General features: G+C 62.9%; 23 protein-coding genes and 4 tRNA genes. 12 read left to right on the top strand and 15 right to left on the bottom strand.

Annotated elements, in window-relative coordinates:
* Window positions 1-9 precede the first annotated feature (9 nt).
* The 3 genes from NCS02_RS04185 to NCS02_RS04175 all read left to right on the top strand — a co-directional run bounded on the left by NCS02_RS04185 (window position 10) and on the right by NCS02_RS04175 (window position 3,318).
* Window positions 10-1,380 (top strand): NCS2 family permease, encoded by a 1,371-nt coding sequence (locus NCS02_RS04185; protein ID WP_008350890.1) that lies wholly within the window; start codon window positions 10-12, stop codon window positions 1,378-1,380.
* Between the two features lie 25 nt (window positions 1,381-1,405).
* The gene (gene guaD / locus NCS02_RS04180; RefSeq protein ID WP_250519335.1) at window positions 1,406-2,734 is read left to right on the top strand and encodes a guanine deaminase; all 1,329 of its coding nucleotides are present in this window, start codon (window positions 1,406-1,408) and stop codon (window positions 2,732-2,734) included.
* A 149-nt stretch (window positions 2,735-2,883) separates the two neighbouring features.
* Window positions 2,884-3,318, top strand: coding sequence for a hypothetical protein (locus NCS02_RS04175; protein ID WP_008350894.1), 435 nt, complete (start codon window positions 2,884-2,886; stop codon window positions 3,316-3,318).
* On the opposite strand, the gene NCS02_RS04170 is transcribed toward NCS02_RS04175, so the two are convergent.
* The 8 genes from NCS02_RS04170 to NCS02_RS04135 form a co-directional block, all read right to left on the bottom strand.
* A complete protein-coding gene (locus tag NCS02_RS04170; protein WP_244807804.1) occupies window positions 3,319-4,383 on the bottom strand; it encodes a 2-aminoethylphosphonate aminotransferase in 1,065 nt (354 codons plus the stop codon).
* Complete coding sequence (aepY, locus tag NCS02_RS04165; RefSeq protein WP_008350898.1) at window positions 4,383-5,540, bottom strand: phosphonopyruvate decarboxylase; 1,158 nt, start codon at window positions 5,538-5,540, stop codon at window positions 4,383-4,385. The genes NCS02_RS04170 and aepY overlap by 1 nt, the downstream gene beginning before the upstream one ends.
* Complete coding sequence (gene aepX / locus NCS02_RS04160; RefSeq protein WP_008350901.1) at window positions 5,533-7,230, bottom strand: phosphoenolpyruvate mutase; 1,698 nt, start codon at window positions 7,228-7,230, stop codon at window positions 5,533-5,535. The genes aepY and aepX overlap by 8 nt, the downstream gene beginning before the upstream one ends.
* Entirely contained in the window at window positions 7,227-8,003 is a 777-nt protein-coding gene (locus NCS02_RS04155) for a phosphocholine cytidylyltransferase family protein (protein WP_008350902.1), read from the bottom strand. The genes aepX and NCS02_RS04155 overlap by 4 nt, the downstream gene beginning before the upstream one ends.
* Window positions 8,004-8,027: 24 nt before the next feature.
* Window positions 8,028-9,044: a flippase-like domain-containing protein gene (locus NCS02_RS04150; RefSeq protein WP_244807803.1), complete on the bottom strand. Its 1,017-nt coding sequence runs from the start codon at window positions 9,042-9,044 to the stop codon at window positions 8,028-8,030.
* Window positions 9,041-9,853 (bottom strand): HalD/BesD family halogenase, encoded by an 813-nt coding sequence (locus NCS02_RS04145; RefSeq protein WP_008350907.1) that lies wholly within the window; start codon window positions 9,851-9,853, stop codon window positions 9,041-9,043. The genes NCS02_RS04150 and NCS02_RS04145 overlap by 4 nt, the downstream gene beginning before the upstream one ends.
* Entirely contained in the window at window positions 9,850-10,548 is a 699-nt protein-coding gene (locus tag NCS02_RS04140) for a CDP-alcohol phosphatidyltransferase family protein (protein ID WP_175981768.1), read from the bottom strand. Before NCS02_RS04140 ends, NCS02_RS04145 begins: the two co-directional genes overlap by 4 nt.
* Window positions 10,549-10,735: 187 nt before the next feature.
* The gene (locus NCS02_RS04135; protein ID WP_244807801.1) at window positions 10,736-11,455 is read right to left on the bottom strand and encodes a DUF4136 domain-containing protein; all 720 of its coding nucleotides are present in this window, start codon (window positions 11,453-11,455) and stop codon (window positions 10,736-10,738) included.
* Window positions 11,456-11,678: 223 nt separating this feature from the next.
* Here NCS02_RS04135 and pepN point away from each other — a divergent pair, with 223 nt between their 5' ends.
* The 3 genes from pepN to NCS02_RS04120 all read left to right on the top strand — a co-directional run bounded on the left by pepN (window position 11,679) and on the right by NCS02_RS04120 (window position 15,753).
* On the top strand, window positions 11,679-14,396 hold the full coding sequence (pepN, locus tag NCS02_RS04130; protein WP_244807800.1) for an aminopeptidase N: 2,718 nt from the start codon (window positions 11,679-11,681) through the stop codon (window positions 14,394-14,396).
* Window positions 14,397-14,561: 165 nt separating this feature from the next.
* Entirely contained in the window at window positions 14,562-15,581 is a 1,020-nt protein-coding gene (locus NCS02_RS04125) for a class 1 fructose-bisphosphatase (RefSeq protein ID WP_008350914.1), read from the top strand.
* Between the two features lie 96 nt (window positions 15,582-15,677).
* Window positions 15,678-15,753 (top strand) — tRNA-Thr (locus tag NCS02_RS04120).
* A 304-nt stretch (window positions 15,754-16,057) separates the two neighbouring features.
* On the opposite strand, the gene NCS02_RS04115 is transcribed toward NCS02_RS04120, so the two are convergent.
* On the bottom strand, window positions 16,058-16,378 hold the full coding sequence (locus NCS02_RS04115; protein ID WP_244807799.1) for a hypothetical protein: 321 nt from the start codon (window positions 16,376-16,378) through the stop codon (window positions 16,058-16,060).
* Between NCS02_RS04115 and NCS02_RS04110 the strand changes: the two genes are divergently transcribed.
* Both NCS02_RS04110 and NCS02_RS04105 read left to right on the top strand, forming a co-directional pair.
* Window positions 16,377-16,526, top strand: coding sequence for a hypothetical protein (locus NCS02_RS04110; protein WP_008350916.1), 150 nt, complete (start codon window positions 16,377-16,379; stop codon window positions 16,524-16,526). The two genes, NCS02_RS04115 and NCS02_RS04110, sit on opposite strands and share 2 nt — an antisense overlap.
* Before the next feature lie 234 nt (window positions 16,527-16,760).
* Window positions 16,761-17,363, top strand: coding sequence for a chorismate mutase (locus tag NCS02_RS04105; protein WP_008350918.1), 603 nt, complete (start codon window positions 16,761-16,763; stop codon window positions 17,361-17,363).
* A 7-nt stretch (window positions 17,364-17,370) separates the two neighbouring features.
* Here NCS02_RS04105 and NCS02_RS04100 read toward each other — a convergent pair whose 3' ends face one another.
* On the bottom strand, window positions 17,371-18,516 hold the full coding sequence (locus tag NCS02_RS04100; protein WP_250522895.1) for an exonuclease domain-containing protein: 1,146 nt from the start codon (window positions 18,514-18,516) through the stop codon (window positions 17,371-17,373).
* 1,241 nt (window positions 18,517-19,757) lie between these two features.
* On the opposite strand from NCS02_RS04100, the gene NCS02_RS04095 reads away from it, so the two are divergent.
* Window positions 19,758-20,900 carry a porin gene (locus NCS02_RS04095; RefSeq protein WP_008350922.1) on the top strand — a complete coding sequence of 381 codons (1,143 nt, stop codon included), beginning with the start codon at window positions 19,758-19,760 and terminating at the stop codon, window positions 20,898-20,900.
* A gap of 71 nt (window positions 20,901-20,971) precedes the next feature.
* Here NCS02_RS04095 and greB read toward each other — a convergent pair whose 3' ends face one another.
* Window positions 20,972-21,523 carry a transcription elongation factor GreB gene (greB, locus tag NCS02_RS04090; protein WP_008350924.1) on the bottom strand — a complete coding sequence of 184 codons (552 nt, stop codon included), beginning with the start codon at window positions 21,521-21,523 and terminating at the stop codon, window positions 20,972-20,974.
* A 172-nt stretch (window positions 21,524-21,695) separates the two neighbouring features.
* Here greB and NCS02_RS04085 point away from each other — a divergent pair.
* The 3 genes from NCS02_RS04085 to NCS02_RS04075 all read left to right on the top strand — a co-directional run bounded on the left by NCS02_RS04085 (window position 21,696) and on the right by NCS02_RS04075 (window position 22,100).
* Window positions 21,696-21,772 (top strand) — tRNA-Arg (locus NCS02_RS04085).
* An 87-nt stretch (window positions 21,773-21,859) separates the two neighbouring features.
* Window positions 21,860-21,936, top strand: a tRNA-Arg gene (locus NCS02_RS04080).
* Window positions 21,937-22,023: 87 nt separating this feature from the next.
* Window positions 22,024-22,100 (top strand) — tRNA-Arg (locus NCS02_RS04075).
* Window positions 22,101-22,161: 61 nt separating this feature from the next.
* On the opposite strand, the gene NCS02_RS04070 is transcribed toward NCS02_RS04075, so the two are convergent.
* The 4 genes from NCS02_RS04070 to gmk all read right to left on the bottom strand — a co-directional run bounded on the left by NCS02_RS04070 (window position 22,162) and on the right by gmk (window position 26,132).
* Window positions 22,162-22,653, bottom strand: coding sequence for a phage protein NinX family protein (locus NCS02_RS04070; RefSeq protein ID WP_008350926.1), 492 nt, complete (start codon window positions 22,651-22,653; stop codon window positions 22,162-22,164).
* A gap of 62 nt (window positions 22,654-22,715) precedes the next feature.
* Window positions 22,716-25,112, bottom strand: coding sequence for a RelA/SpoT family protein (locus NCS02_RS04065; protein ID WP_008350928.1), 2,397 nt, complete (start codon window positions 25,110-25,112; stop codon window positions 22,716-22,718).
* A 72-nt stretch (window positions 25,113-25,184) separates the two neighbouring features.
* Window positions 25,185-25,388 carry a DNA-directed RNA polymerase subunit omega gene (gene rpoZ, locus NCS02_RS04060; protein WP_006999799.1) on the bottom strand — a complete coding sequence of 68 codons (204 nt, stop codon included), beginning with the start codon at window positions 25,386-25,388 and terminating at the stop codon, window positions 25,185-25,187.
* Between the two features lie 69 nt (window positions 25,389-25,457).
* Window positions 25,458-26,132, bottom strand: coding sequence for a guanylate kinase (gene gmk / locus NCS02_RS04055; protein WP_008350937.1), 675 nt, complete (start codon window positions 26,130-26,132; stop codon window positions 25,458-25,460).
* Window positions 26,133-26,134 lie beyond the last annotated feature (2 nt).

Raw genomic sequence — 26,134 nt, 5'->3', positions numbered from 1 at the left:
GCAAGCACGATGGAAACAACCGCAACAACACAACAAGACAGCACCGCGCTCGAACGATTCTTCGGCATTCGCGCGGCCGGCTCGCGCACGAAGACGGAAATCGTCGCGGGCATCACGACGTTCCTCACGGCGATGTACATCATCGTCGTCAATCCGGGCATTTTGTCGGCGGCGGGCGTGCCGTTTCCGGCGGCGCTCACCGCCACGGTCATCGTCAGCTTTCTCGGCAGCTGCGCGATGGGCCTGTATGCGCGCAATCCGGTGCTCGTCGCGCCCGGCATGGGCATGAACGCGCTTTTTGCATTCGTCATGGTTCACGGCGGCAAGATGCCGTGGCAGACCGCGCTCGGCTGCGTGTTCTGGTCCGGCGTGATCTTCGCGATTCTCGCGGCGTTCAACGCGCGCAAGCTCGTCGTCGATGCGATTCCCGCGAATCTGCGGCACGCGGTCTCGTGCGGCATCGGACTCTTCATCAGCCTGATCGGGCTCGTGAACGCGAAGTTCGTCGTCGGCGATCCGGTGACGATCGTGCATTCGGCGTCGCTCAATCCGGTGGTCGTCACGTTTCTGATAGGCCTCGCCGTCACGACGATTCTCGTCGCGCGCAAGGTCACGGGCGCGCTGATGCTCGGCATCGTGTTCACGACGATCATCGCGATTCCGATCGGCCGCTTCTACGGCGACGGCACCGCGTACTGGCCCGCCGCCATCGCCACGAAAACGCTCGTCAACTGGAACGGCCTCTTCGCCGCGCCGGACTTTTCGGCGCTCGGGCAGCTCGATCTGATGGGCTCGCTGAAGGTCATCTACTGGCCGTTCATCTTCGTGATGCTGTTCACGTCGTTCTTCGACGCGCTGTCCACGTTCATGGCGATTTCGGAAGCCGGCAAGCTCTACGACAAGGACGGCAATCCCCGCAACATCCGCCAGTCGATGATGGTCGACTCCTTCTCCGCGCTCATTTCCGCGCCGCTCGGCACGAGCCCGGCGAACGCGTACATCGAATCGGCGGCGGGCATTTCGGCGGGCGGACGCACGGGTCTCGTCGCGGTCGTCGCCGGATTGTGCTTCCTGCCGTTCCTGTTCCTTTCGCCGCTCCTGTCGCTCGTGCCGGCGATCGCGACCGCGCCCGCGCTCGTGCTCGTCGGCGTGTTCATGATGGAAGCGATCACGAAGATCGAATGGCATCGCTTCGACGAAGCCATTCCCGCGTTCCTCGCGATGATCCTGATCCCGCTGACGTACTCGATCACCGATGGCGTCGCGTACGGCTTTCTCGCGTTCGTCGTGCTGAAGTCGGCGACCGGGCGCGCGCGTGAGATCAAGCCGGCGATGTGGATCATCGCGGCTTTCTCGTTAGTCCTGCTTTCGCAGCTTTGAACATCAGATACGGAGACGTTGCACCATGACTCAGACCGCCTACCGCGCCCAATTGCTGACCTTTCGCGAGGACCCCGCGCATGCCGCCGACGGCGCGGTGTACGAGGCCGATGGCCTCCTCGTCGTCGATGACGGCAATGTGGTCACGGCAGGCGCGTATGCGTCGCTGCGCGACACGCTCGCCGCCGACGCGACCGTCCACACGATGCGCGACAAGCTGATCGTGCCGGGTTTCATCGACTCGCACATCCACTATCCGCAGACGGACATGATCGCGTCGCCCGCGCCGGGCCTTTTGCCGTGGCTCAACACGTACACGTTTCCGACCGAGCGCGGCTTCGAGAATCCCGCCGTGGCGCGCGAGACGGCGAGCTTTTTCATCGACGAGCTGCTCGCGTGCGGCACGACGACCGCGCTCGTCTACTGCACGGTTCACAAGCAATCCGCCGATGCGTTCTTCACTGAAAGCGAAGCGCGCGGCACGCGCATGATCGCGGGCAAGGTGCTGATGGACCGCAACTGCCCCGAGTTTCTGCGCGACACGGCGCAATCCGGCTACGACGACAGCGCCGAACTCATCGCGCGCTGGCACGGGCGCGGCCGTCAGCAGTACGCGCTGACGCCGCGTTTCGCGCCGACATCGACAGAAGCGCAGCTCGAAGCATGCGGCGTGCTCGCGCAGAAGCACAACGACGTGTTCATCCAGACGCACGTCGCGGAAAACGCCGACGAGATCAAATGGGTCGAGAGCCTGTTTCCGGGACATCGCAGCTATCTCGACATTTACGATCACTACGGCTTGCTGCGTCGCCGCGCGGTGTACGGCCACTGCATCCATCTCGACGACAAGGACCGCGCGCGCATGGCGGAAACGGGCTCGGTTGCATCGCACTGCCCGACTTCGAACCTCTTCCTCGGCAGCGGCTTGTTCGATTTCGAGAAAGCTGGCGAGTCAAACATGCCGGTCGCGCTCGCGACGGATGTCGGCGGCGGCACGTCCTTCTCCATGCTTCAGACGATGGGCGCCGCGCACAAGATCGCGCGTCTCACCGGCCATCATCTGACCGCGACGCGCATGTTCTGGCTCGCGACGACAGGCGCCGCGCAAGTGCTCGAACTCGACGACAGGATCGGCACGCTCGCGCCCGGCAGCGAGGCGGATTTCGTCGTGCTCGATCCGAACTCGACGCCGCTGCTCGCGCGCCGGACGTCGCGCACCGAATCACTGGAAGAACTGCTGTTCGCGTTCGCGCTGCTCGGCGACGATCGCGCGGTCTTCGAGACCTACGCGGCCGGCAAGCGCGTGCACGCGCGCGACACGCGCAACACGGCGAAGCCGGAACTGGCGGCCTGACGCGTTCAGGAATCCGCGCAACCGACGCCCTTCCTTCGAAGGGCGTTTTTGTATGTAGCGTCACGCAAACCGCGACGATCCACTCGACGGAATGAGCACTTTTGTTGCAATCTCGTTAAAGTGCTGGCTGTTAGGTTCGCTGCTTCGCCATGATCGCTGCCCGACTCGTTCGCTTTGTTCTGCCGATGACGCTCGCGTCGCTGGCCGCGCTCGCCCACGCGGAAGCGCTCGATGCGCAACTCGATTGCAAGTCGACGCCGCACGCTTTCATCGCGCCGCTGCAAGAAAACAATTTGCTGGAAAAGAAGCCGATGCGCGTCGAGCCGAACTCGATCAACGCGTTCCGCGCGGCGAAAGGCGCGACGCTGACGGCATATGGATTCAAGGTCTACGCGCTGGTGGCGTATCAGAAGGACGATCCGCTCTTCAGGCAGGGCAAGGGCGAGCCGATCGGGGATGCGGCATACGGCGCGGTCGTCTGGGGCGGCGACGCCGAAGTCGAGCAGAAAGTGCGCGCGGCGGGCAGCGACGCGGTCGTGCGCCACGTCGCGCCCTTCATCACGGCGATTTTCTGCAAGCTCTAATCAGCGCAGCAGCGTCACGAACGACGAAATCAGGCGATCCATGTCGTTCGCGTCGAGCGCGCCCATCGTCGAGATGCGGAACAGTTCCTTCGACAGGCCGCCCTGCCCCGCATAAATCACGAAGCCCTTCGCCTTGAGCGCGTCGTGCAGCGTTTCATACGTGACGCCCTTCGGCAGCCGATACGCACGCAACACCACCGACGACTCTTCCGGCGGCAACGCGCTCTCGATGCCGAGCGCAGCCAGCCCCGCGCGCACCTGTTCGGCGAGCTTCGCGTAACGCTGATGCCGCGCGCGCCAGCCGCCTTCTTCCTCGAACTCGCGCAGCGCCTCGACGAGCGCGTAATACGCATGCACCGACGGCGTGAACGGCGTGTTGCGCTCGTCCTGCAGCTTCGCGAGGCGCGCGATGCCGAGGTAATAGTTGCGGCTCGCGGCCTGCGCCAGCGCATCGCGACGCGCGATGACGAACGCCGCGCCCGGCACGCCGTGCAGGCACTTGTTCGCGGTCGCGGCAATCGCGGCGATGCCGCCGCCCGCGAAATCGATCGCTTCGGCGCCGAAGCTGCTCACCGCGTCGAGCAACAGACCGACGCCGCGTTCCTTGCACGCGCGCGAAAGCTGATCGATCGCGTTCAGGCGGCCGGTCGTCGTTTCGTGATGAATGATCGCGACATTGCTGAACTTCTTCGTGTCGAGCAGGCCGACGATCGCGTCGATGTCCGGCGCCTGCATCCACTCGTATTTGACGACCTCGTGATCGATCCCGTACTGCTTCGCGATCTGCGCGATGCGATCGCCATACACGCCGTTTTCCACGACGAGCAGCCGCCCGCCTTCCGGCACGAGCCCGGCGATCATGCTTTCGACCGCTGCCGTGCCCGAACCGGTCATCAGCACGGCGCTCCACACGGCCGGATCGAGCGCGTAAGCGGCGACGAGACGCTCGCGCGCTTCGTCCTGCAGATCGAAGAACTCCGGCTCGCGATGGCACAAGTCGGTTTGCAGCAGGCTCTTGCGCACGCGTTCGCTCAGCGTGACAGGGCCCGGATTGAGCAGCAGCATCAACGGCCTCCTATGTGTTGTTGCAGGCGCGCGCGTACATCCTCGGGCGTGATTTTCGGACGAGGCAAGTCGGCGGGCGTGCCGGTTCTGATCGACAGCCGCGCGAAACGCACGCCGCCGACATCCTTCGCTTCGAAGAGACGATCGATCACGCCGATGTCGTCGCCGTCGAGCGCGAGCGCATAGCCGCACGCCGATGCGATCGACGCGAAATCGACTTCGCGCGACACCGTCGCCTGGCCGCCGGTCGATTCGTGCGCGCCGTTGTCGAGCAGCAGGTGAACGAGATTCGACGGGCCGTATGCGCCGAGCGTCGCGAACGCGCCCATCCGCATGAGCGCGGCGCCGTCGCCATCGAGGGCGACGACGGTCAGATCCGGACGCGAAAGCGCGAGGCCGAGCGCCATCGGCGTGACACAACCCATCGAGCCGACGAGATAGAGCTGATTCTCGCGGTCGTCGATCGCGTACAGCTCACGTCCGCAAAAGCCGGTCGATGCGAGCACGACCGTCGCATCCTTCGGCGTCTTCGCGATGACCTTTTGCAGCGCGTCGTGGCGCGTCACGCGCTCGCCTTCGAAGCGCTGCACGCTCGCCGGATTCGCATTGACGCGCACGCCGGACAAGCCGGTTTTCTTCAGCTCGTAAGGCGCGACGCTGCCCTTTTGCATCACGAGCGCGTACGGACGGCCCGTGCGGTCCATGTAGTCGGTCGCGCGATCGAGCGCCGGGCCGATCTCGCCGGCTTCCGTGGGGAACAGCTCCCACGGGATTTCCATCGTCTCGAGCATCTGCGGCGTGATGGGGCCCATCAGCGCGTGCTGCGGCTCGTCGTGGACGCCCGGCTGGCCGCGCCACGTGACGATCAGCAATTGCGGCAGACGGAAGGTCCACGTGAGCGACGTCAGCGGGCTTACGGCATTGCCGAGACCGGAGTTCTGCATCATCGCGATGCCGCGACGCTTCTTCCCGCCGCCCAACGCGACGCCGGCGATCAGCGCGACCGCGTCGCCTTCGTTCGCCGCCGACACGTAATGCAGCGATTCGTCCTGCAACACGTAGTTGATGAACGGAGTCAGAAACGAGCACGGCACGCCTGCATACCAGTCGAAGCCTCGCTCGCGCGCCGCCTCGACAAACTGGGCGGCCTCAATCACGCGCGTTCTCCGTGCTTTCCGAGCCGATCGGCGTCTGACCGTGCGCGAAATCGCCCGCGCGACGGAAATCGTCGAGATCGTTCACGCCGCGCCAGTGGCCGTGCACGTATTGCACTTCGATTTTCTGGCCATCGGCGATCAGCGCGTTGAGAAGCGCGGCCGTGTCGAGCGTGTCGAAATCGGCGCGTTGCTGCAGCGTGCCGAGCGTTGCGAGCAGGCGTTCGCGCGCAGCGGCGCGCACCTTGACGAGGCCCATCCAGCGGCCTTGCGGCGCGCGTCCATCGGCGATCGTCTGGCCCGCGCCGACCACGCTTTCGAGCCACACTTTCTGGCCGAAGAGCGCGCGGTCGTCAGCGGTCGAGCAGTACGCGAAATCGGTTGCCGCCGCGCCCGCCTGTAGCGTCTGCGACGAATCGACGACCACGCAGAAGTCGCTGTCCGACTCGACCAGATCGCGCAGGATGTAGCTGCGGAACAGCAGGTCGCCGTAGGAAATCACAGTGTCGCCGTTCATGTGCTGGACGGCGCACGCGAGCGACGCAAGTTCGCCCGTGCTTTCGTGCTTCTCGTTGACGACGAGGCGGATGCCGCCCTTCTCGATCGCATCGGCGCGATATCCGCCGACCACGGTGATGTCGTTGATGCTTTCCTTCTTGAACGCCTCGACGAGATGGCGCAGCAGCGGCTTGCCGGCGACCGGCAGCATCACCTTCGGACGCGCTTCGGTCAGCGCTTCGAGGCCCGCGCCGCGGCTCGCGGCGAGCACGATCGCGCTGCGCTTCTCGTTGGCCGCGCTCAGGTAGATGTTCTCGGCGGCGGAATATTCGTCCGCGTCCTGCAGACGGAAAATCTCGTTCACCGACGCGATGCGGTCCTCGACGTTGACGAGCGTCTCGCTGTCGTGGATTTCCTTCGCGATCGCCTGCATCGCCGAAACCGCGCCGCGAATCAGATGATTCGCCCAGATCACGCAGCTGATGCCCGCCTGACGGAACGCATCGGTGGGCGTGCTGTAGTACTTCGTCGGCACGATGACGAGCGGACCGCGCCCCGCCCATTCGCGCGCGAACGTGAGGATTTCGTCGGGCTTGGAGAGCTTGCTGTGGATGAGAATCGCATCCGCGCCCGCCTGGCGATACGCTTCGGCGCGCTTCAACGCCTCTTCCATGCCCCAGCCGGCGATCAGCGCTTCCACGCGCGCGACGATCGAAAAATTCGGATCGCTTTGCGAATCCTTGCCCGCCTTGATCTTGCCGCAGAACTCGTCGATATCCGCGAGCGGCTGCGCTTCGCCGTTGATGAAGCTGTTGGTCTTCGGAAACTGCTTGTCCTCGATGCACACGCCCGCGATGCCGCGTTGCTCGAGCTTGCGCACGAGACGCCGCACGTTGTTGAAGTTGCCGTAGCCGGTATCGCCGTCGAGCAGGATCGGCAGATCGCTTGCGTCGGCCATGAATTCGAGGTTGTCGACGACCTGCGTCCAGCTCGCTTCGTTGTTGTCGCGCACGCCGAATTGCGCGGAGATCGACAGGCCCGAGCCCCAGATCGCCTTGAAGCCGGCTTCCTTCGCGATGCGCGCCGAAATGCCGTTGTGCGCTTCCATCAGGAATTCGAGGCGGTTGCTTTGCAGCATTTCGCGCAGGCGCAGCGTGCGCGAGTAGCCAACCGGGATTTGCGTGGGTGCGTTCATTGTTGCGAGGCTCCTGCAAACTGACGCAGCGCGTTGAGCGACGGCAATACTTCGTCCGCGGCGCGCTTCACGTCGTTCTGAAAATCGATTTCGATCCACGGCGCGCCGGTCACATCGGCGATATCGAACGCGTGGGACTTTTCCAGCAACAGGTCGCGCACCGCTTCTTCGTGCGGCATCTTCGCGCGGCCCGTCGCGACATAATCGGCGCAGATTTCGGCGAGGCGCGTGGCCGTCGCGTGATCGAAGCGGAAGAAGCCGACAGATTCGCCGATCGTGTCGTACTTCAGCCCCGCCGCGACCTGCTTGCGCAGTTCGACCGGCACGCCGTTCTCGACGCACAGCTTCACCGGCTCGTCGCCGGCTTCGAAATCGCGATCGATCAGCAGACGATTCAACGAGCCGCCCGCGACGAGCGGCTCGAAGATGCGTTCGTCGTAGAGCACGTCGGCGTCCATCAGGAGGACGTCGCCGCCGCGCGTCATCGCGTCGCGCGCGGTGTGCACGGACAGCACGCTGCCGAGCGTGAATTCGTCGTTGACGACGATTTCCGTCTTCGGCTTCCAGTCGATCGCCGCAAGCTCCGCCTCGATCTGCTCGCTCTTGAAGCCGGTCACGAAGACGACTTCATCGACGTTCGCGGCTTTCAAAAAGTGCAGATGACGTTCGAGCAACGATGCATCACCAAAGCGCAGCAGACACTTCGGCTTTTGCTGGCCTTCGGGCTGAACGAGGCGCAAGCCCATCCCGGCCGCAAGAATAATTGCGCGCATGCTTGTGTTCCCTTCGTGGGTGGGTCAGTCGATATCCGGCACGCGCGCGAGACGGCGGCGCTGCCAGCCTTTTTCAACGAAATGCAGATAGACGATGCCCGGCACGCCGAGCAGCAGTTCGCGCGCGCGCTTCGCAAGCGACAGCGCGAGCGCCGCTTCCGGCGGCAAGCCGACCAGACGCGCAAGCAGCAGATAGCCGCCTTCCTGCACGCCGAGCGAGCCGGGAATGGCGAAGGCCGCGCCGCGAATCGCCTGGCCGAGACTTTCGAGCAGCAACGCTTCCGCCCAGCCGACCGGATGGCCGAGCAGATGCAGCGCAAGCCACACTTCGCCGGTGCCGACGATCCAGCCGACGAGACTCAGCCCGAAGCTCGCCGCGACCTTGCCGCGCTCGCGATACATCTCGTGGACGGCGGCGTCGACGGCTTCGGCGCGCGTGACGAGCGACGACCAGTCGCGCTTCGCCGAGAACTTCGCGGCGATGCCGGACGCAAAGCGCATCGCGCGGCCGAAGAGACCGCGCCGCTGCGCGAGATAGAAACCGAAGATCATCAGACCGATCACGCCGATCACCGCGAGCACGGCGATCGCGACCGTCGATGACGAGCCGCCCGCCGCGTAGCCTGTCAGCAGCACAACGCCGATCAGCGCGAAGATCAGTTGCGCGACGGTCTGCATCGTCGTGCTGACGGTGATGACGGCGGCCGCGTCGCGCGCGCGCATGCCGCGCTGCGCGAGATAGCGGACCATCAGCATCGGCCCGCCGATCTGGCCCGCGGGCATCAGGCTATTGACCGATTCGCCGGCCCAGCGCGCGAGCAAGGCGTCGCGCAGGGACACGTCGCGTTCCTTGCTGGAGAAGAGCACGCTGATCGCGCCGGCATCGACGACGAGCGGCACGAAGTGAAACGCCGCGACCGCGATCAATCCCCAGCCCGCCGCGGCCAGCGTCGATGCAACCGAACCGAAGCCTTGCCAGCCGAGCAGCGCGATGAACAGCACCACGCCGACCGACAGCAGGAATGTGCCCGCGCGGCTCATGCCTGTCCGTTCTTGCCGCCCTTGCGGCGAAAGACCTGCCTGAATCCGAAATACGCGATCGAGTCTTTCATGTTCGAGATGAAGCGCTGAAACGGACGCATATTCGGGTTCGTCACGTACTCGAACGTGAGCGACACGCGCATCTCGTTTTCGCCGAGCGGCGTGACGCGATGGCGCAGCTTGTCGCCGTCGAAAAACACGAACGCGCCGGGCGGATATTGCACGGAGCCCGGCTGATCGGGAACCGCCGGATTCTTCGTGTGCAGTTCGTAATCGAGCTTGCAGGACGAATCGTCGATCACGCCGAGCAGGAGCGTGTAGCGGCGGCCATCGTAATACGACGTGTCGTAATGCCAGCCGATGTGGTCGCCGGGCTTCGTGTAAAAGTAAAGCGCGTAGGCGTGAGGATCGTCCTCCGGCGAGAGTTGCAGCTTGTCGCCGGTGATCGATTCCAGCCACTTGATGAGCGCTTCCGATCGATACAGGTCGGCGATGAACGGCGCGAGCTTGTCGAGCGTGTGACGGCTCACGCTGCCGCCCGCCTTGTGCCCCGGCAGATAGTTGCGGTTCACGGACGGCATCACGTCGTGCACGGCGGCGATCAGCCGCTCGGTGTAGTCGCGCGGCAGGAAGTCTTCGATATAGAGAAACGAGCCTTGCTGACCGTACTCGTCGCGCAGCTTCGGCGTCTGCAGCGCGGCGAGGCGCGCGTTCATCGTCGAATCGATATCGCGCTTCGACGGGCGCGCGGTCGTCGCCGTCTGCGCCGGTTGTGTCAGCGTGCTCTCCGGAGTTGCCGTATCGCTCATCTCACCGCCTGGAAATCTTTGTCGTCTTTTGCACGTGTGGCCTGCGCGCGGCGTTTCGTCTGCGCGACGACGCGCTGATAGTCCACCGCCACATAAATGGCGAAGAGCGGCGCGCCGATCGCTGCGGCGATCAGAAACGGCGTCATGCCGTTCAGAATGGTCACGAGCGGAAGCAGATACAGCACGTCTTCCGTTTCGAATCCGGCCAACGACGCCTGTTTCGTGCCCGACTTGCCGATCATCGATTCGATACGCATGCGCAGGAAAAAGATCAGCGCAACCGCCACGCCCGCCATGCCGCCGAGCCATTGCGCGGGCACGATCATCGACGGATGATGAACGGCCACGTAAAACCCGATGCCGAGGAACAGCAGCACGGTCACGAGCGCATCGCACGCGAGATCGTAGAAATGGCCGATCTTGCTCGACTGGCCGCTGATGCGCGCGAGTTCGCCGTCGGTGTGATCGACGAAATTCGACAGGGCGATGAGAAGCGCGCCGAGCGTGCACATCCAGAACTGGCCGAGCGACAGATACCACGCTCCGGCCAAGCCGATGGCGAGGCGCAGCGTGGTCAGATGGTTGGGCGTTACCGGCGTGCCGACGAGCGGCGTGACGAGACGGCGTGCGAGCCGCGCATCCCATGTGGTGGGCTCGGGAACGGCTTCAGGATTGGGCGGACACGATTTTGTCATCCCGGGAATATATCGCTAATTGACCGAAGCTGCATATATTGCGGCCCGGCGCCGCCGCGATATTTCCCTGTTTAGTCAAGGGCGGCGGGCGTGTTTGAAACATTTCCCGAAGCCGTAAAAGGCAATGCTCACTGCGCATGACGGCAAAAAATTCCGATGCCGTTTTCGCGTCGATGCGACGGCCCGATCAATCGACGGTTTTCGCTGAGGGCGCGGGTGCGACGCTGCGCTCGTTCGGTCCGGCCGACGCGGCCGTTTCGTTCGACATGCCGCCGCTCTTGTCCACCGGCAGCGTCACCGTTCTGACCGTGCCGTTACCGAGCGGAAAGTCCGCCAGCGCGCTGCGCACGAGATACGGCATCGCCTGATACAGCGACGGATCGCCCGTCGCGTTCACCGCCGTCACCTTGTACGTCTCGCGGCCGGTCTTGCGGTCGTTCATGCGGATCTGCAGCGCGTGCGTATAGACCGGATAGCTCTGATCGACGTAACCCGTCGCGCCCCACGAACCGTACGGCCCCCACCCGCCCCACGGTCCGCCCCAGTATGGGCCGGCGCCCCACGGACCGTACATCGGCCACGGATCGTAGTAGACCGGTTGACGCACGGTCACCATGTCGCCGCGAACCGAATAGGCGATCGCGATCTGATAGTTCGCGCTCGCCTCGGGCGCCTGACGGAAGTTGTACTTCGCGAGTTCGTTGGCGACGAGCGTCTCGTAGGTCGTCTGCTCGATGCTGTTCTGCTGCTCGCTCTTGCGCGTGAACGCGTAGGTGCGGGTCGCGTCGCTGCCGCTCCAGTCGGAGAATGCAGTGACCTGCGTCTGCACGTACGTCGTGCAGCCGGCGAGCCACATCGCCGCCAGCATCAGCGGCCATGTGACGAGCGTCCTGATCGGGAATTTCATGGTCGTCCTCACTTCGTTCAGCACCCTTCTCCGTTATAGACAGCACCGCCTTGCGTCGCATGGCGGCGTCCTTGTTTTGTGGGGTCCACGACGCGTGGCGCCGCCCGATTCACGATCGCCGGGCGGCTTGTACAATGATTCGACCAGGCGCGCACGCGTTGGTGCGCTAAAAGCGCACGCGCGAGACGCCGGCGCCGTTCAATCCAAACATGAAGATCTTGCCATGTCTACCACGACCGCATCCGCTGTGATTCGCCGCCAGGACTACACGCCGCCCGCGTTCCTGATCGATTCCGTCGCGCTCGAATTCGACCTCGTGCCATCGCGCACGGTCGTGAAGAACACGATGAAGCTGCGGCGCAACCCCGACGCCCAAGGCGACGCATCGCGCCTCGAACTGATGGGCGAGCAGCTCGAATTCGTGAGCGCGGCGATCGACGGCGTCGCGCACGAGGATGTCCGCGTCAATGAAAACGGACTGTCCATCGGCAGCATTCCCGCGGATGCTTTCGAGCTTAGCATCGAGAGCATCTGCAATCCGGCCGAGAACACGACGCTCTCCGGACTTTACGTCTCCAGTGGCAACTTCTTCACGCAGTGCGAAGCCGAGGGCTTTCGGCGCATCACCTACTTCCTCGATCGCCCGGATGTGATGGCTACCTACACCGTCACGCTGCGCGCCGACAAGACTGCGTGTCCGGTGCTGCTGTCGAACGGCAATCTGATCGAGGAAGGCGATCTGCCCGATGGCCGCCACTTCGCCAAATGGGAAGATCCGTTCAAGAAGCCGAGTTATCTGTTCGCGCTCGTCGCGGGCAAGCTCGTGTGCATCGAGGAACGCATCGAATCGGGCTCGGGCAAGGAAAAGCTGCTGCAAGTCTGGGTCGAGCCGCACGATCTCGACAAGACCCGTCACGCGATGGATTCGCTCATCAACTCGATCCGCTGGGACGAGAAGCGCTTCGGCCTCGAACTCGATCTGGACCGCTTCATGATCGTCGCGGTGAGCGACTTCAACATGGGCGCGATGGAGAACAAGGGCCTCAACATCTTCAATACGAAGTATGTGCTCGCAAACCCGGAAACCGCGACGGACACCGACTTCTCCAACATCGAGGCCGTGGTCGGCCACGAGTACTTCCATAACTGGACCGGCAATCGCGTAACCTGCCGCGACTGGTTCCAGTTGAGCCTGAAGGAAGGCCTGACCGTGTTTCGCGATCAGGAATTTTCCGCCGATATGGCCGCCGGCGATGTCGAGGGCGCGGCGAGCGCCGCCGCGCGCGCGACCAAGCGCATCGAGGACGTGCGCGTGCTGCGTCAAATGCAGTTCGCCGAGGACGCCGGCCCGATGGCGCATCCGGTGCGCCCGGAAAGCTACGTCGAGATCAACAACTTCTACACGATGACCGTCTACGAAAAAGGCTCGGAAGTCGTGCGGATGTATCAGACGCTTTTCGGTCGCGACGGCTTCCGCCGCGGCATGGACCTGTATTTCAAGCGGTTCGACGGCCAGGCCGTGACCTGCGACGACTTCCGCCAGGCGCTCGCCGACGCGAATCATCGCGATCTCGCGCAATTCGAGCGCTGGTACAGCCAGGCGGGCACGCCGCGCGTGTCGGTGCGCGCAAATTACGACGCCGCGACGAAGCGCTACACGCTGACGCTCACGCAGGGTTACGGCGACGGGTCGGAAGCTGCGCGCGAAACGCAGAAGGGGCCGCTGCTGATTCCGTTCTCGGTCGGCCTGATCGGCCAGAACGGCGCCGACTTGCCGCTGCGCCTCGAAGGCGAGAAGGAACCAAACGGCACGACGCGCGTGCTCGAATTCACGGAGCGCGAGCAGTCGTTCACTTTCGTCGACGTGAACGAGGCGCCGCTGCCGTCGCTGCTGCGCAATTTCTCCGCGCCGGTGATCGTCGAATACGACTATACGAACGATGAACTCGCGTTCCTGCTCGCGCACGACAGCGATCCGTTCAACCGCTGGGAAGCCGGCCAGCGGCTCGCCACGCGCGAGTTGCTGGCGCTCGCCGAGCGCGCGGCCAAGGGCGAGGCGCTCGCCATCGACGATCAGGTGATCGCCGCGTTCGCCCGCGTGCTCGACGACACCACGCTCACGCCCGCCTTCCGCGAGCTCGCGCTGATGCTGCCGTCGGAGAGCTATCTGGCCGAGCAGATGACCGTGTCCGATCCCGCCGCCGTCCACGCTGCGCGCGTGTTCATGAGCCGCCGTCTCGCGTCGCAAATGCGCGACAAATGGCTCGCGACGTACGAAGCGAACCGCACGCCGGGCGAATATCGTCCGACGCCGGAAGACGCGGGCAAGCGCGGCCTGAAGAACCTCGCGCTCGCCTATCTCAGCCAGCTCGACGATCCGCGCGGCGCCGTCAAGCTCGCGCGGGCGCAGTACGACGCCGCCAACAACATGACCGACCGCTCGGCGGCGCTTTCCGCGCTGCTGCTTGCGAGCGCGACCAAGGGCGCGGATGCGACCGTCGCGGACGCGGCGCTCGCGGACTTCTATCGCCGCTTCGAGAACGAGGCGCTCGTCATCGACAAGTGGTTCGCGCTTCAGGCGACGCAGCGCGGCGGTCCGGATCGCAAGGTAATCGAGATCGTGCGCAAGCTGATGCAGCATCCGGCGTTCAACATCAAGAATCCGAATCGCGCGCGCTCGCTGATCTTCAGCTTCTGCAGCGGCAATCCCGCGCAATTCCACGCCGCCGACGGCTCCGGCTACGCGTTCTGGGCCGAACAGGTGATCGCGCTCGACGCGCTCAATCCGCAGGTCGCGGCGCGGCTCGCACGCGGGCTCGAACTGTGGCGCCGCTTCACGCCGCAGTTGCGCGAGAAGATGCACGCGGCGTTGAGCGACGTCGCCGCGAAGGCGAAATCGCGCGACGTTCGCGAGGTCGTCGAAAAGGCGCTCGCTGCTTAAGCGCTGTTTCGTCGGGAGTTTCTGGTGTTTAGCGGCCGCCGCGCGAGTACCTCGCGCGGGGGCCGTTCTCGCTTATTGCGGATGCAGGCGGTCGCTGTCACATGGAGCGGCCGGGTCGAGCGGTTAGAATCGTGAATATTCGTCTAACGCTCACGGAGCCTAAGCATGTCCTCCATTTCCAGCCGCACCACGCTCTCGAAGTATCTGATCGAGCAGCAGCGTGAACATCAGAACCTGCCTGCCGACTTGCGTCTGTTGATCGAAGTCGTCGCGCGTGCCTGCAAGCAGATCAGCTATCACGTCAGCAAGGGCGCCCTAGGCGAGGCGCTCGGCTCGGCAGGCAGCGAGAACGTCCAGGGCGAAGTGCAGAAGAAGCTCGACGTGCTTTCGAACGAAATCCTGCTCGAAGCCAACGAATGGGGCGGCAATCTGGCCGCGATGGCATCGGAAGAAATGGAAAAGATCTTCCCGATTCCGAATCGCTACCCGAAGGGCAACTATCTGCTGACGTTCGATCCGCTCGACGGCTCGTCGAACATCGACGTGAACGTGTCGATCGGCACGATCTTTTCGGTGCTGCGTTGCCCGGACGGCGCCGATCCGAGCGAAGCGGCGTTCATGCAGCCGGGTTCGCAGCAGGTCGCGGCGGGCTATGCGGTGTACGGTCCGCAAACCGTCCTCGTGTTGACGACCGGCCACGGCGTGAACTGCTTCACGCTCGATCGCGAGCTCGGCTCTTGGGTGCTCACGCAGCGCGACATGAAAATCCCCGTCGAGACCCGCGAATACGCGATCAACGCGTCGAACAGCCGTCACTGGTATGAGCCGGTGCAGCGCTACATCGGCGAGCTGAACGACGGCAAGGACGGCCCGCGCAAGGAAGACTTCAACATGCGCTGGATCGCATCGATGGTCGCGGACGTGCATCGCATTCTGAATCGCGGCGGCATCTTCATGTATCCGGCCGACAAGCGCGATCCGTCGAAGCCCGGCAAGCTGCGTCTGATGTACGAGGCTAACCCGATGTCGTTCATCGTCGAGCAGGCGGGCGGCGCCGCGACCAATGGCGAACAGCGCATCCTCGATATCGTTCCGACGAGCCTGCATCAGCGCGTCGCCGTGTTCCTCGGCTCGAAGAGCGAGGTCGATCGCGTGACGCGCTACCACGTCGAAAAGAAAAATTGATCTAAGGTATTGCCAAAGCCAGAAAGGCTCTGCATAATCTCACTTCTTCGTTGCTGACGAACTAAACGAACGCAAAAAACGAAGAAAAAATTCGGAGCCGGAATAGCTCAGACGGTAGAGCAGCGCATTCGTAATGCGAAGGTCGGGGGTTCGATTCCTCTTTCCGGCACCACAAGAATTCAGGCAGTTCTAAAAACCCGCGATCACGCATGTGTCGCGGGTTTTTGCTTTTTGCGCCGCGTTTCTCGAAACGCCCGCAATCTTTAGCACTTTCGCAACGATCGCCATCGCGACACACAGGTTTGCGATTCGAACCGAAAATCGGCTTCAGCGATTTCACATTCGGCAGCACCCGCGCGCCTGATTCGTCTTATATGTGCGCTTTCGTACAACAACGAGCCATTTTCCGCTGCGCACCATGAAGCGTCAACGCTGGTTTCCCGGTATCGTTATATCCATAGAGGAAAAGCTACAGTTTAAGTACGCGCTGATGCCTTTCGGGGTAGAGCCCAAGCTGGATGCGGCTCGCGGGGCGGCAGTCGCGACGCGATAAAACGTAGTTTTTGCAGCAACGAATACAGCGGCCGGCAATCAATTACCGAAGCGATTCCGGTCCCGACACGAACGATCATGCGTTGTTGATGAAACGCGCCGATTCGGCTCAAGCAGAAGCGGTGGCGATCCGATAACGCATCTATGGAAGGAACCGTAATCGGCAATTCGGCTGCATGCGGCGGCGCAATAGCCGCATCGACCGTGTTAGCGCAATTGTTGTAGTCATTCAGGAGAGAAATCATGGACGCAAAACCGACGAAAATCCCGACGCCCGACAAGGTGCTTTGTCCGGATCCGGAACCGGTTGGCGTCGAGTTTCTCGCGACGGAGCTGCCCGAGCATGTGCGCGCGTTCTTCGACGAACAGCGCGACTCGGCGCAGTCGAAGTAGGCGGACCCGCTGGATCACGCCGTCGTCGTGAGAACGACGCCCGCCGCGCGCGGCGCACTCGGACCATCCGGTCCGCACATGGCTCACGCCAGGACGCGTCGCGCCTCTCGTTCATGACCGCATCGGGGCGGGTCGTGCGCTACGGCTCGCCTCGTGAAATCCCCTCCGCCAGTTGGCTGCCGTCGTTCCCGTTTGACCGCGGTGCGCTATTCTGGCGCTTTTGCCCGGATACCGATGCGCCGCCGATCGCCCCCTTCTCTCCTCGCCTCCGCCGCGTTCGCCTGTGCGCTTGCGTTCGCCGCGCCCTCTTCCGTGCATGCAGACGGCGACGACACTCCGTTCACCAACCTCATCGCCCTCGTCTCCCAACGGCTCGCACTCGCGGAGCCGGTCGCGCGCTGGAAGTGGGCGCATCACGAGCCGATCACCGATGCGCCGCGCGAAGAAGCGTTGCTCAAGCACGTCGAGGAAAAGGCCGGCGCCGCGCAGGTCGATCCCGAATTCGCGCGTCAGTTCTTTCGCGATCAGATCGAAGCCAGCAAGGATGTGCAGAACGCGCTCTTCGCGAACTGGCGCGCGCTGAAAGCTGCGCCGGAAGAAGCGCCGCCCGATCTCGCCAAGGACACGCGTCCGAAGCTCGATCGGCTGACGCAGTCGCTCGTCTCGGCGCTCGCGCATGTCGAGCCGATCCGCCATGCCGAAGACTGCCCCGTGCGGCTCGCGGAAAGCGTCGCGCGATGGAAGCATCTGACGCGCTACAACTCGTCGATGAACGCGCCGCTCATGCGCGCGCTGTCGCACGTCTGCGCGTCGGGCGGCGTGGGCGCGGTCGGGTGACGGCGCGTCAGATGGCGGACGCGAGCGTTGCGGCGACAAGCGGTGTCGCGACGAGACCGCGCGCGAGACGCTCGCTCAGAATTCGATAAGTGGACAGCTCGAACGCGGGAGAATCCGCGCTTGCGCGCAGCGCGCCGGCTTCCTCGAGCGTGCCGGCCGTGCCGAGATAGCGCCAGTTGTCGATGACATGCCACGCGCGTTGCCCCGATGCCGCATCGCACTCTTCGATCGCGATAGCACCCGCATACGGCCAAGGCGCGCCGCGAACGTCGCCGGAACGCGACTTCGGCGCGCGGTTGTGCGCTGGACGCGCGCTCGCGATCCATTGCGCCTCGGCCAGCAATGCCCCGATTTCGCCGCCCGTCGCCTTCCATTCGAGACGACGCACCAGCGCGGCGAGACGCAGATCCTTCGCCGAGCGCCGCGGGCCGACGAGATGCGAACGCACACGCTGACGCAAGCGCACGCTGCGGCCAGCGTAGAGCGGCGCGTCGTCGTCGCCATAAAACATGTAGACGCCGCAGCCCGAAACGATCTGCTCGATCGTGTCCTCGTCGATGTGCGCGGCGAGCTGGAACCGGCGCGTCACGCGTTCGAGATGCGTGCGCATCACATCCGGCGCATGCGCGCGATGCAGGTGCTGCCAGAATTGCCACAGCAAATCGGCATCGGCGAGCGCACGATGCCGCGCCGCCGGCACGAGCGCGTGGCGCGCGACGAGCGCATCGAGACCGTGACGGCTTTCCGCCGGATAAACGGCGCGGGAAAGCTGTACCGTGCACAGCACGTCGGGCGCGAAGCGAAGGTCCACGCGCCGGAATTCGTCCTTCAGAAAGCTGTGGTCGAAGTGTGCGTTGTGCGCGATGAAAAGGCGGCCCTTCATGCGGTCGAGCAAGCCGGACGCCAGTTGCTCGAACGTCGGAGCCTCGCGCACCATTGCATCGGTGATGCCCGTCAACTGTTGCACGAACGAAGGAATCGGCCGCTGCGGATTGACGAGCGATGTCCACTGCGACACGCCCGCCGGCCCGACTTTGACAACGCCGATCTCGGTGATTCGGTCCACGCCGAATGTGCCGCCGGTCGTTTCGAGATCGACGAAGACGACGGGTTCGGAGGGATAAGCGTAGCTTGCGGACGGATCGGGATGCATCGTGAACGGCGAGAGACGGCGGGATGCGCCTTGGATGGAGCGAATGCTGGATTGCCCATTCTAACGCAGCCGGAAGCGGCGGACTTTTACCGGAACAGTCGGTGGGCGGGACGAGTCGGCTTTTTTGGCTAGTTTTTGCTTCAGTTAAAACCACACCATTTTGATAGTTTCCCATTAAGCCGATGCTGAATTTAACGCATCGCAATGGCGGATAACCCTTAAAAGCATTTCCGGATTATCAAGGATACGAGTTTGCGGCCGTCGCGGCTCGCTGAGCCGCAGGAAGGCGAACCTTGCGAGGCTTGGGCGAGGGCCGTTGCGCCGCGCTCGCCCGTGGCTGCCGCCCGCCAGCGTCCATTTAGCGCGCTGACCGTTTTCTCGCTTAGTTAATCGGTCCGCATCAAATGAAAATAGCGCAAGCACGGTTTATCGGCGAAAAAGAACAGCGACGCAACGCGGCTTCTCCTATGCCGAACGATATTAAGACTTTAGTGCCTCCGGGCTGCGCAGAGCATTATATTAATCGTCAGCGCCTTTCGTCTTGCCCGATTCTCCGACATTAACCGACGTGCAAACTAAGTCGCAACTTAAATGTAATGAAAAAGATCGGCGATTATTCCACTCGACCGATTCGAGCAATGATGCGAAACGCTCGCCGCGGCTTCCTTACTGCGCGCAGCCGCCGCTCAAAAGCTTTCGCGACGCGGACGCGAACCCAAGTCCCACAAGGCTCCGGGCAAAAAAAAGCGCGACCGGGAAGTCGCGCTGACAAAGTTTGGAGATCTTTTTCCGTCAACGAAAAAGTCTGCTTCGGAAAGCAGAGACGACAGTATAACGATGCGGCCCGCATTCATTACCCGCAAAAGCAGCAAACTTCTGTTTCAAATATCTCAACAATCGAATTTCCAGAAGTTTCCCGTTGTTTTCTTGCGGCAATCGTGTCGCGCATGCGCAACGTCATTTGGTTGACACCGCATCTCTTACGACTTTATTCGCGGATAAACCCTTGTATATAAAGAAAAATACGCGTTCGGTCGATCATTGCCGCATCCACAATGATTTATTGTGGAAATTGGAACGCCTTGCGCTGTAACACCGTCTTTACACTTCGTCTGGTCCGGAAACAAATGTGTCGGTGACGCCGATCCATTGCTCCTCCGCCCGCGCCTCTCGCAGCGCGCCGGAGCGAGGTTTCCTCAAAGCCTGGGTCCCCGGCCCTATCTGCTCTCGGAGTTACAAAGATGAAAAAGACTCTCATGGTCGCCGCCCTGTCGGGCGTTTTTGCTACCGCCGCCCATGCGCAAAGCAGCGTCACGCTGTACGGCCTAATCGATGCGGGCATCACCTACACGAACAACCAGCAAGGCCACAGCAACTGGAAGGCGACGAGCGGTTCGGTCAACGGCAGCCGTTGGGGCCTGCGTGGTTCGGAAGACCTCGGTGGCGGCTTGAAGGCGATCTTCACGTTGGAAAACGGCTTCAACATCATGAACGGCACGAACGGCCAGGGCGGTCGTGAGTTCGGCCGTCAGGCGTTCGTCGGTCTGTCGAGCAACCAGTTCGGCTCGATCACGCTCGGCCGTCAATATGACTCCGTGGTCGACTTCCTCGGGCCTCTGGCTCTGACGGGCACGCAATACGGCGGCACGCAGTTCGCTCACCCGTTCGACAACGACAACCTCGACAACACGTTCCGCGTCAACAACTCGGTCAAGTACACGAGCGCGAACTACGCTGGCTTCAAGATGGGCGCGATGTACGGCTTCTCGAACGAAGCCGGCGGTTTCGCGGATAACCGTGCGTACAGCGTCGGCGCGTCGTACAACTACGGCCCGTTGAACGTTGCTGCAGCGTACATGCAACTGAACAACGTCGGCTCGCCGACGAACAACACGGCCGGTGCGGTCACGACCGACAACACGCCTTTCGTCGCTTCGCGTCAGCGCATCTTCGGCGGCGGCATCAACTACGCGTTCGGCCCGGCAACCGTCGGCTTCGTGTTCACGCAGACGATGCTCGACAACGCGACGCAGCTGACGAACGTCGGCTCGCAAGGCGCTGGCAACATCGCGCTGAACGGCGACAGCATGCGCTTCACGAACTACGAAGTGAACGGCCGCTACAACCTGACGCCGGCTCTGTCGATCGCAGGTGCGTACACGTACACGGATAGCCGTATCGAAGGCGAAAAGCCGAAGTTCCACCAGTTCAGCCTGCAAACGGCGTATGCGCTGTCGAAGCGCACCGACGTCTACCTGCAAGGCGAATACCAGCACATGACCGACCAGGACGGCCTGCCGGTCGGCGCGGTGATCAACGGCGTTGGTATGTCGTCGAACGGCAACCAGGTTTCGGCGACGGTCGGCATGCGTCACCGCTTCTAAGCTTCACAAGCAGTCCCGCTGTAGAAAAGCCGCTCTTCGGAGCGGCTTTTTTTTCGTCGTTGCGCGTCGCTTCAGCGTGGATATCGGACGTCCAGGATGTCGATCTGCTGAATGCCTGCAGGCGTGTGCAACGGCACCGTATCGCCGATCTTCGCCTTTAGCAGCGCGCGCGCGACCGGCGAGATCCAGCTCACGTAGCCGCGATCCAGATCGACTTCGTCGACGCCGACGATCGTCACCGTCTTCACGTCGCCGTCGTCGCCCGCGTAGTCCACCGTCGCGCCGAAGAACACCTGATCGACATTCTCCTGCTTGCTGCTGTCCACCACTTCCGCGAGATCCAGGCGCTTGCCCAGGAAGCGGATGCGCCGGTCGATCTCGCGCAGCCGCCGCTTGCCGTAGATGTAGTCGCCGTTTTCCGAGCGATCGCCGTTCGAAGCGGCCCACGAAACGAGCCTGACGACTTCCGGGCGCTCCGTATCGAGAAGCTGCAGCAACTCGTCACGCAGCCGCTGATGGCCTTGAGGCGTGATGTAGTTCTTCGTGCCCGCCGGGACGTCGGGCTGGCCGAGTTCGAGGTCGTCGTCGGTGTCGTCCGACTCTTTGACAAATGCCTTGTTCATGATGCCGCTCGTTGCCGATTGATGTCGAATTCCGGAATGTACTTGCTTTCGAAACATCAACTTACCACGTCGAGGCCATCTTTCGTCGGAGGCGCATCGACCGAAAATTCGAAATTCTGGCCAAAACCCCTTCCTTTTCAGAATAGGCTTGGCTATAATTCCGCTTCTGCGTGCGGCTGTAGCTCAGTTGGATAGAGTACTTGGCTACGAACCAAGGGGTCGTGGGTTCGAATCCTGCCAGCCGCGCCACCTTTTCGGATGTTCTCGCTCTAACGAGGTCATCAAGCGCTTAACCATTAGCGCGTTGAAGTAACATAGTGTTGTACCGTTTTGCGTGCGGCTGTAGCTCAGTTGGATAGAGTACTTGGCTACGAACCAAGGGGTCGTGGGTTCGAATCCTGCCAGCCGCGCCACCTTTTCGGATGTTCTCGCTCTAACGAGGTCATCAAGCGCTTAACCATTAGCGCGTTGAAGTAACATAGTGTTGTACCGTTTTGCGTGCGGCTGTAGCTCAGTTGGATAGAGTACTTGGCTACGAACCAAGGGGTCGTGGGTTCGAATCCTGCCAGCCGCGCCATCTTTCGAAGGGCCTTCCAGACGGAAGGCCCTTTTTGTTTGTCCCGACCGTAGCGCGCAATCTACTGTCGCGGCACCGAGCCGATATCGCCGATACCCAGGTCCGGCCTCGGCACATCCTCCACCGAAGCCACCGCGCTCGACTCCCCGATCGCCTCAGCCCGCGCGCCGAGCAGCGTCTGAGAACGGCGCGGGAATTCGTCGTCGACGGCATCGCCGAAAGCATGCCGCACGAACGCCCGCAGCAAGGCGATGCGTAGCGACGCGCCGCGCCCTTCCACGGGTTTGCCGTCCTTGCCGAACGTGACGGTGCAGACCACTTCCCCGCGCCCGTGATCGTGCATCTCGAGCTTGCAGGCGCGCTCCAGAACCACGGCCGCTGCATCCCATGACGTCGACGGCAGGAAACGCCCGTCCCAGGGTTTGCCGCGATCGTTGCCGCGAATGGACAGCGTCTCGCCGCTATCGGTGAAGTGAATTTCCCGGATGAATTCGTGCAGCCCGCGCGCGACCCAATAGTCGAGCGTGGCGCCTTCGAGATCGGATGTGTTCATTACGGCGCTCTCTCCTGTTCGTCGAACGACGACAGGCATGCACGCCGCATACCCGCGCCGCGTCAGTAGTCGGCGCGCTCGCGGTCGATGCGCATGCCGCCGTCCTGATTGCGGTGATGCGGTTCGTCGCTCGGACGCTCGCGCGCGATGCGCATCACGTCCGGATTGGTGCGCACGCGGCGCATGACGTTCGCCAGATGCACGCGGTCGCTCACCTGGATCACGAAGCGCAGCAGCTTCGCTTCCTGCGACACGTCTTCGTCCATCGCGATATGCACGATGTTCGCGTCCGCCGACGTGATGTCCGCCGCGACGCGCGCGAACACGCCCTTCGTGTTCTTCACGAGCACCTTGACGGCGACGTCGAACAGACGGCCCGGCTGCGGCGCCCACGCGACGTCGATCCAGCGGCCCGGATCGCGCCGATGGATGCGCTGCGCCACGCGGCATTCGGTCGTATGGATGGCCATGCCGAGTCCGATGCCGATATAGCCCATGATGTCGTCGCCCGGAATCGGCCGGCAGCACGGTGACAGTTGCACCGACATGCCTTCCGTACCCGTGATGACGACCGGCGGCGCGGTATTCGTGTTGTGATGCTCGCGATGCGGGTGATCTTCGTCATCGGCGATGCCGTTCATCAGCACCTCGATGCGCTTGGCCATGACCGCCGCCACGCGCCGGCCGAGACCGATATCGGCGAAGATTTCCTGACGCGTCTTGTTGCCGGTCCAAAGCACGAGCTTTTCCCATACTTCCGGCGTGACGTCGGATAGCGCGAGACCGTAACCCTTGAGACTTTGATCGACGAGCCGCTCGCCCAACTGGACCGACTCGTTCAGTCGCATCGTCTTCAGATAGTGACGGATGGCCGAGCGCGCCTTGCCGGTGCGCACGAAGCCGAGCCACGCGGGATTCGGCTTCGAGTACGGTGCGGTGATCACCTCGACGATGTCACCGCTCTTCAACTCCGTGCGCAGCGGCAGAAGTTCGTTGTTGATCTTCACCGCGACGCACTGGTTGCCCAGGTCGCTGTGGATCGAATACGCGAAGTCGAGCGCCGTCGCGCCGCGCGGCAGCGGCATGATCTTCGACTTCGGCGTGAACACGTAGACGGCGTCCGGGAACAGGTCGATCTTGACGTGTTCGAGGAACTCGCTCGAGTCGCCCGCCTCGCTCTGAATGTCCAGCAGCGACTTGAGCCATTGATGCGCGCGCTTCTGCACGTCGTTCAGATCGGCGCCGCCGTTCTTGTAGAGCCAATGCGCCGCGACGCCCGCCTCGGCGATCTCGTGCATCTTGCGCGTGCGGATCTGGAACTCGATCGGCGCGCCGAACGGGCCGACCAGCGTCGTGTGCAAGGATTGATAGCCGTTCACCTTCGGAATGGCGATGTAGTCCTTGAATTTGCCCGGCACGGGCTTGTAGAGCGCATGCAGCGCGCCGATGCACGTATAGCATTCGAGCGCGCCCTCGACGACGACCCGAAAGCCGTACACATCGAGCACCTGCGAGAACGACAACTGCTTGTCGCGCATCTTCTTGTAGATGCTGTAGATCGTTTTTTCGCGGCCGGTGACTTCCGCGTTGATCTTCGCATCCGCGATGGTGCGCTGCACCGCTTCGAGAATCTTGCCGACCACTTCGCGCCGGTTGCCGCGCGCCGCTTTCACCGCTTTTTCGAGCGTCGCGTAACGATTCGGATTGAAGTTCGCGAACGACAAATCCTGCAACTCGCGATACGTATTGTTCAGACCGAGCCGATGCGCGATCGGCGCATAGATATCCAGCGTCTCGCGCGCGACGCGCCTGCGCTTTTCCGGCGGCACCGCGCCGAGCGTGCGCATGTTGTGCAGCCGGTCCGCGAGCTTGACGAGAATGACGCGCACGTCGCGCGCCATCGCGAGCAGCATCTTGCGGAAGTTTTCCGCCTGCGCTTCCTCGCGATTGCGGAATTCCATCTTGTCCAGCTTGGACAAGCCGTCGACCAGTTCCGCGACCTTGGCGCCGAAGCGCTCCGCGATTTCGGTCTTGGTCACGCCCTGGTCTTCGATCACGTCATGCAGCAGCGCCGCCATGATCGATTGCGCATCGAGCTTCCAGCCCGCGCAAATTTCCGCGACCGCGACCGGATGCGTGATGTACGGCTCGCCGCTCTGCCGATACTGGCCGAGGTGCGCTTCGTCGCTGAAGTGGAAAGCCGCCTTGACTTCCTTGATCTCTTCCGGAGTGATGTAGCTCGCGAGCGCGTTCGTGAGTTTCGCGATGGAAACGACGTCGTGCTTGCGCGGCTGCTCCGGCGTGGCGGTCGGCCCGAACAGATGGCGGAAGGATTGTTCGAGAACCGCGTCGATGTACTTGCGCGCCGCGTGCGGCTTTTCGGCATCGAGCATCGAGTCGGCGTCGACTTCGATATCGGGATCCACGGCGGTGGAGATGGGCAACGGTGTCTGACTCATCTTCCCCTCCGTGGTGATGTGACGCGCTGGGTTGTCGGTTGCAAGAAATGAAACCGTGTGGAACTGCGGCCCTTAGACGGGCACCTTCTTCAACATTTCGATGCCAACCTGGCCCGCGGCGATCTCGCGCAGCGCGACGACGGTCGGCTTGTCGCGGCTTTCGATCTTCGGCGTGTGGCCTTGTGCGAGCTGGCGCGCGCGATACGTTGCCGCAAGCGCGAGCTCGAAGCGATTCGGGATTTGTTTCAGGCAGTCTTCGACAGTGATGCGGGCCATGTTTGTTTCCTTCGGAATATGGGTTTTATTCTACCTTATGTGACCGATCGACCCGGCCACTGCAATGCGTCACGCTTGCGGCGTGGAGTGGATGCCGAGGTCCACGAAAAGCTGCGTGTTGCGTGCGTATTGCGACGTGAAGCGCAGGCGCGTCGCGGCGACGAGACAGCGCAGTTCGTTAAGCGCGCGATCGAAGTTCTCGTTGATGACGACATACTCCGCTTCCGATGCATGCGCCATCTCGCTGCCGGCCGCGAGCAGACGCCGCACGATCACTTTTTCGGAATCCTGGCCACGTTTCTTGAGGCGGTCTTCGAGCGCATCGAGCGACGGCGGCAGAATGAAAATCTCCACCGCATTGCGGAACTGCTTCTTAACCTGCTGCGCGCCCTGCCAGTCGATTTCCAGCAGCACGTCATGGCCCTGCTTCATCTGCTCCGCGATCCACAGCTTCGATGTCGCGTAGTAGTTGCCGTGCACTTCGGCGCTTTCGAGAAACTCGCCCTTGTCGCGCCGCTCCATGAATTCATCGACGGACACGAAGTGATACTGCACGCCATTGGTTTCCTTCGAGCGCGCCTCGCGCGTCGTATACGAAACCGACAGCAGAATGTCCTTGTCCTCGGCGAGCAGCGCGTTCACGAGCGTGGACTTGCCCGCGCCCGAGGGCGCTACGACCATGAACAGGTTGCCCGGATAGATGCCCGTGTAATGGCTGTGCGAGCGATGCGTGGTATTCGGCATGA

Source organism: Caballeronia sp. NCF2 (genome assembly GCF_023631205.1).
GTDB classification, from domain to species: Bacteria; Pseudomonadota; Gammaproteobacteria; order Burkholderiales; family Burkholderiaceae; genus Caballeronia; species Caballeronia zhejiangensis.
The sequence above is the reverse complement of the archived record's forward strand: the minus strand, read 5'-3'. Positions and strand labels throughout refer to the sequence as shown.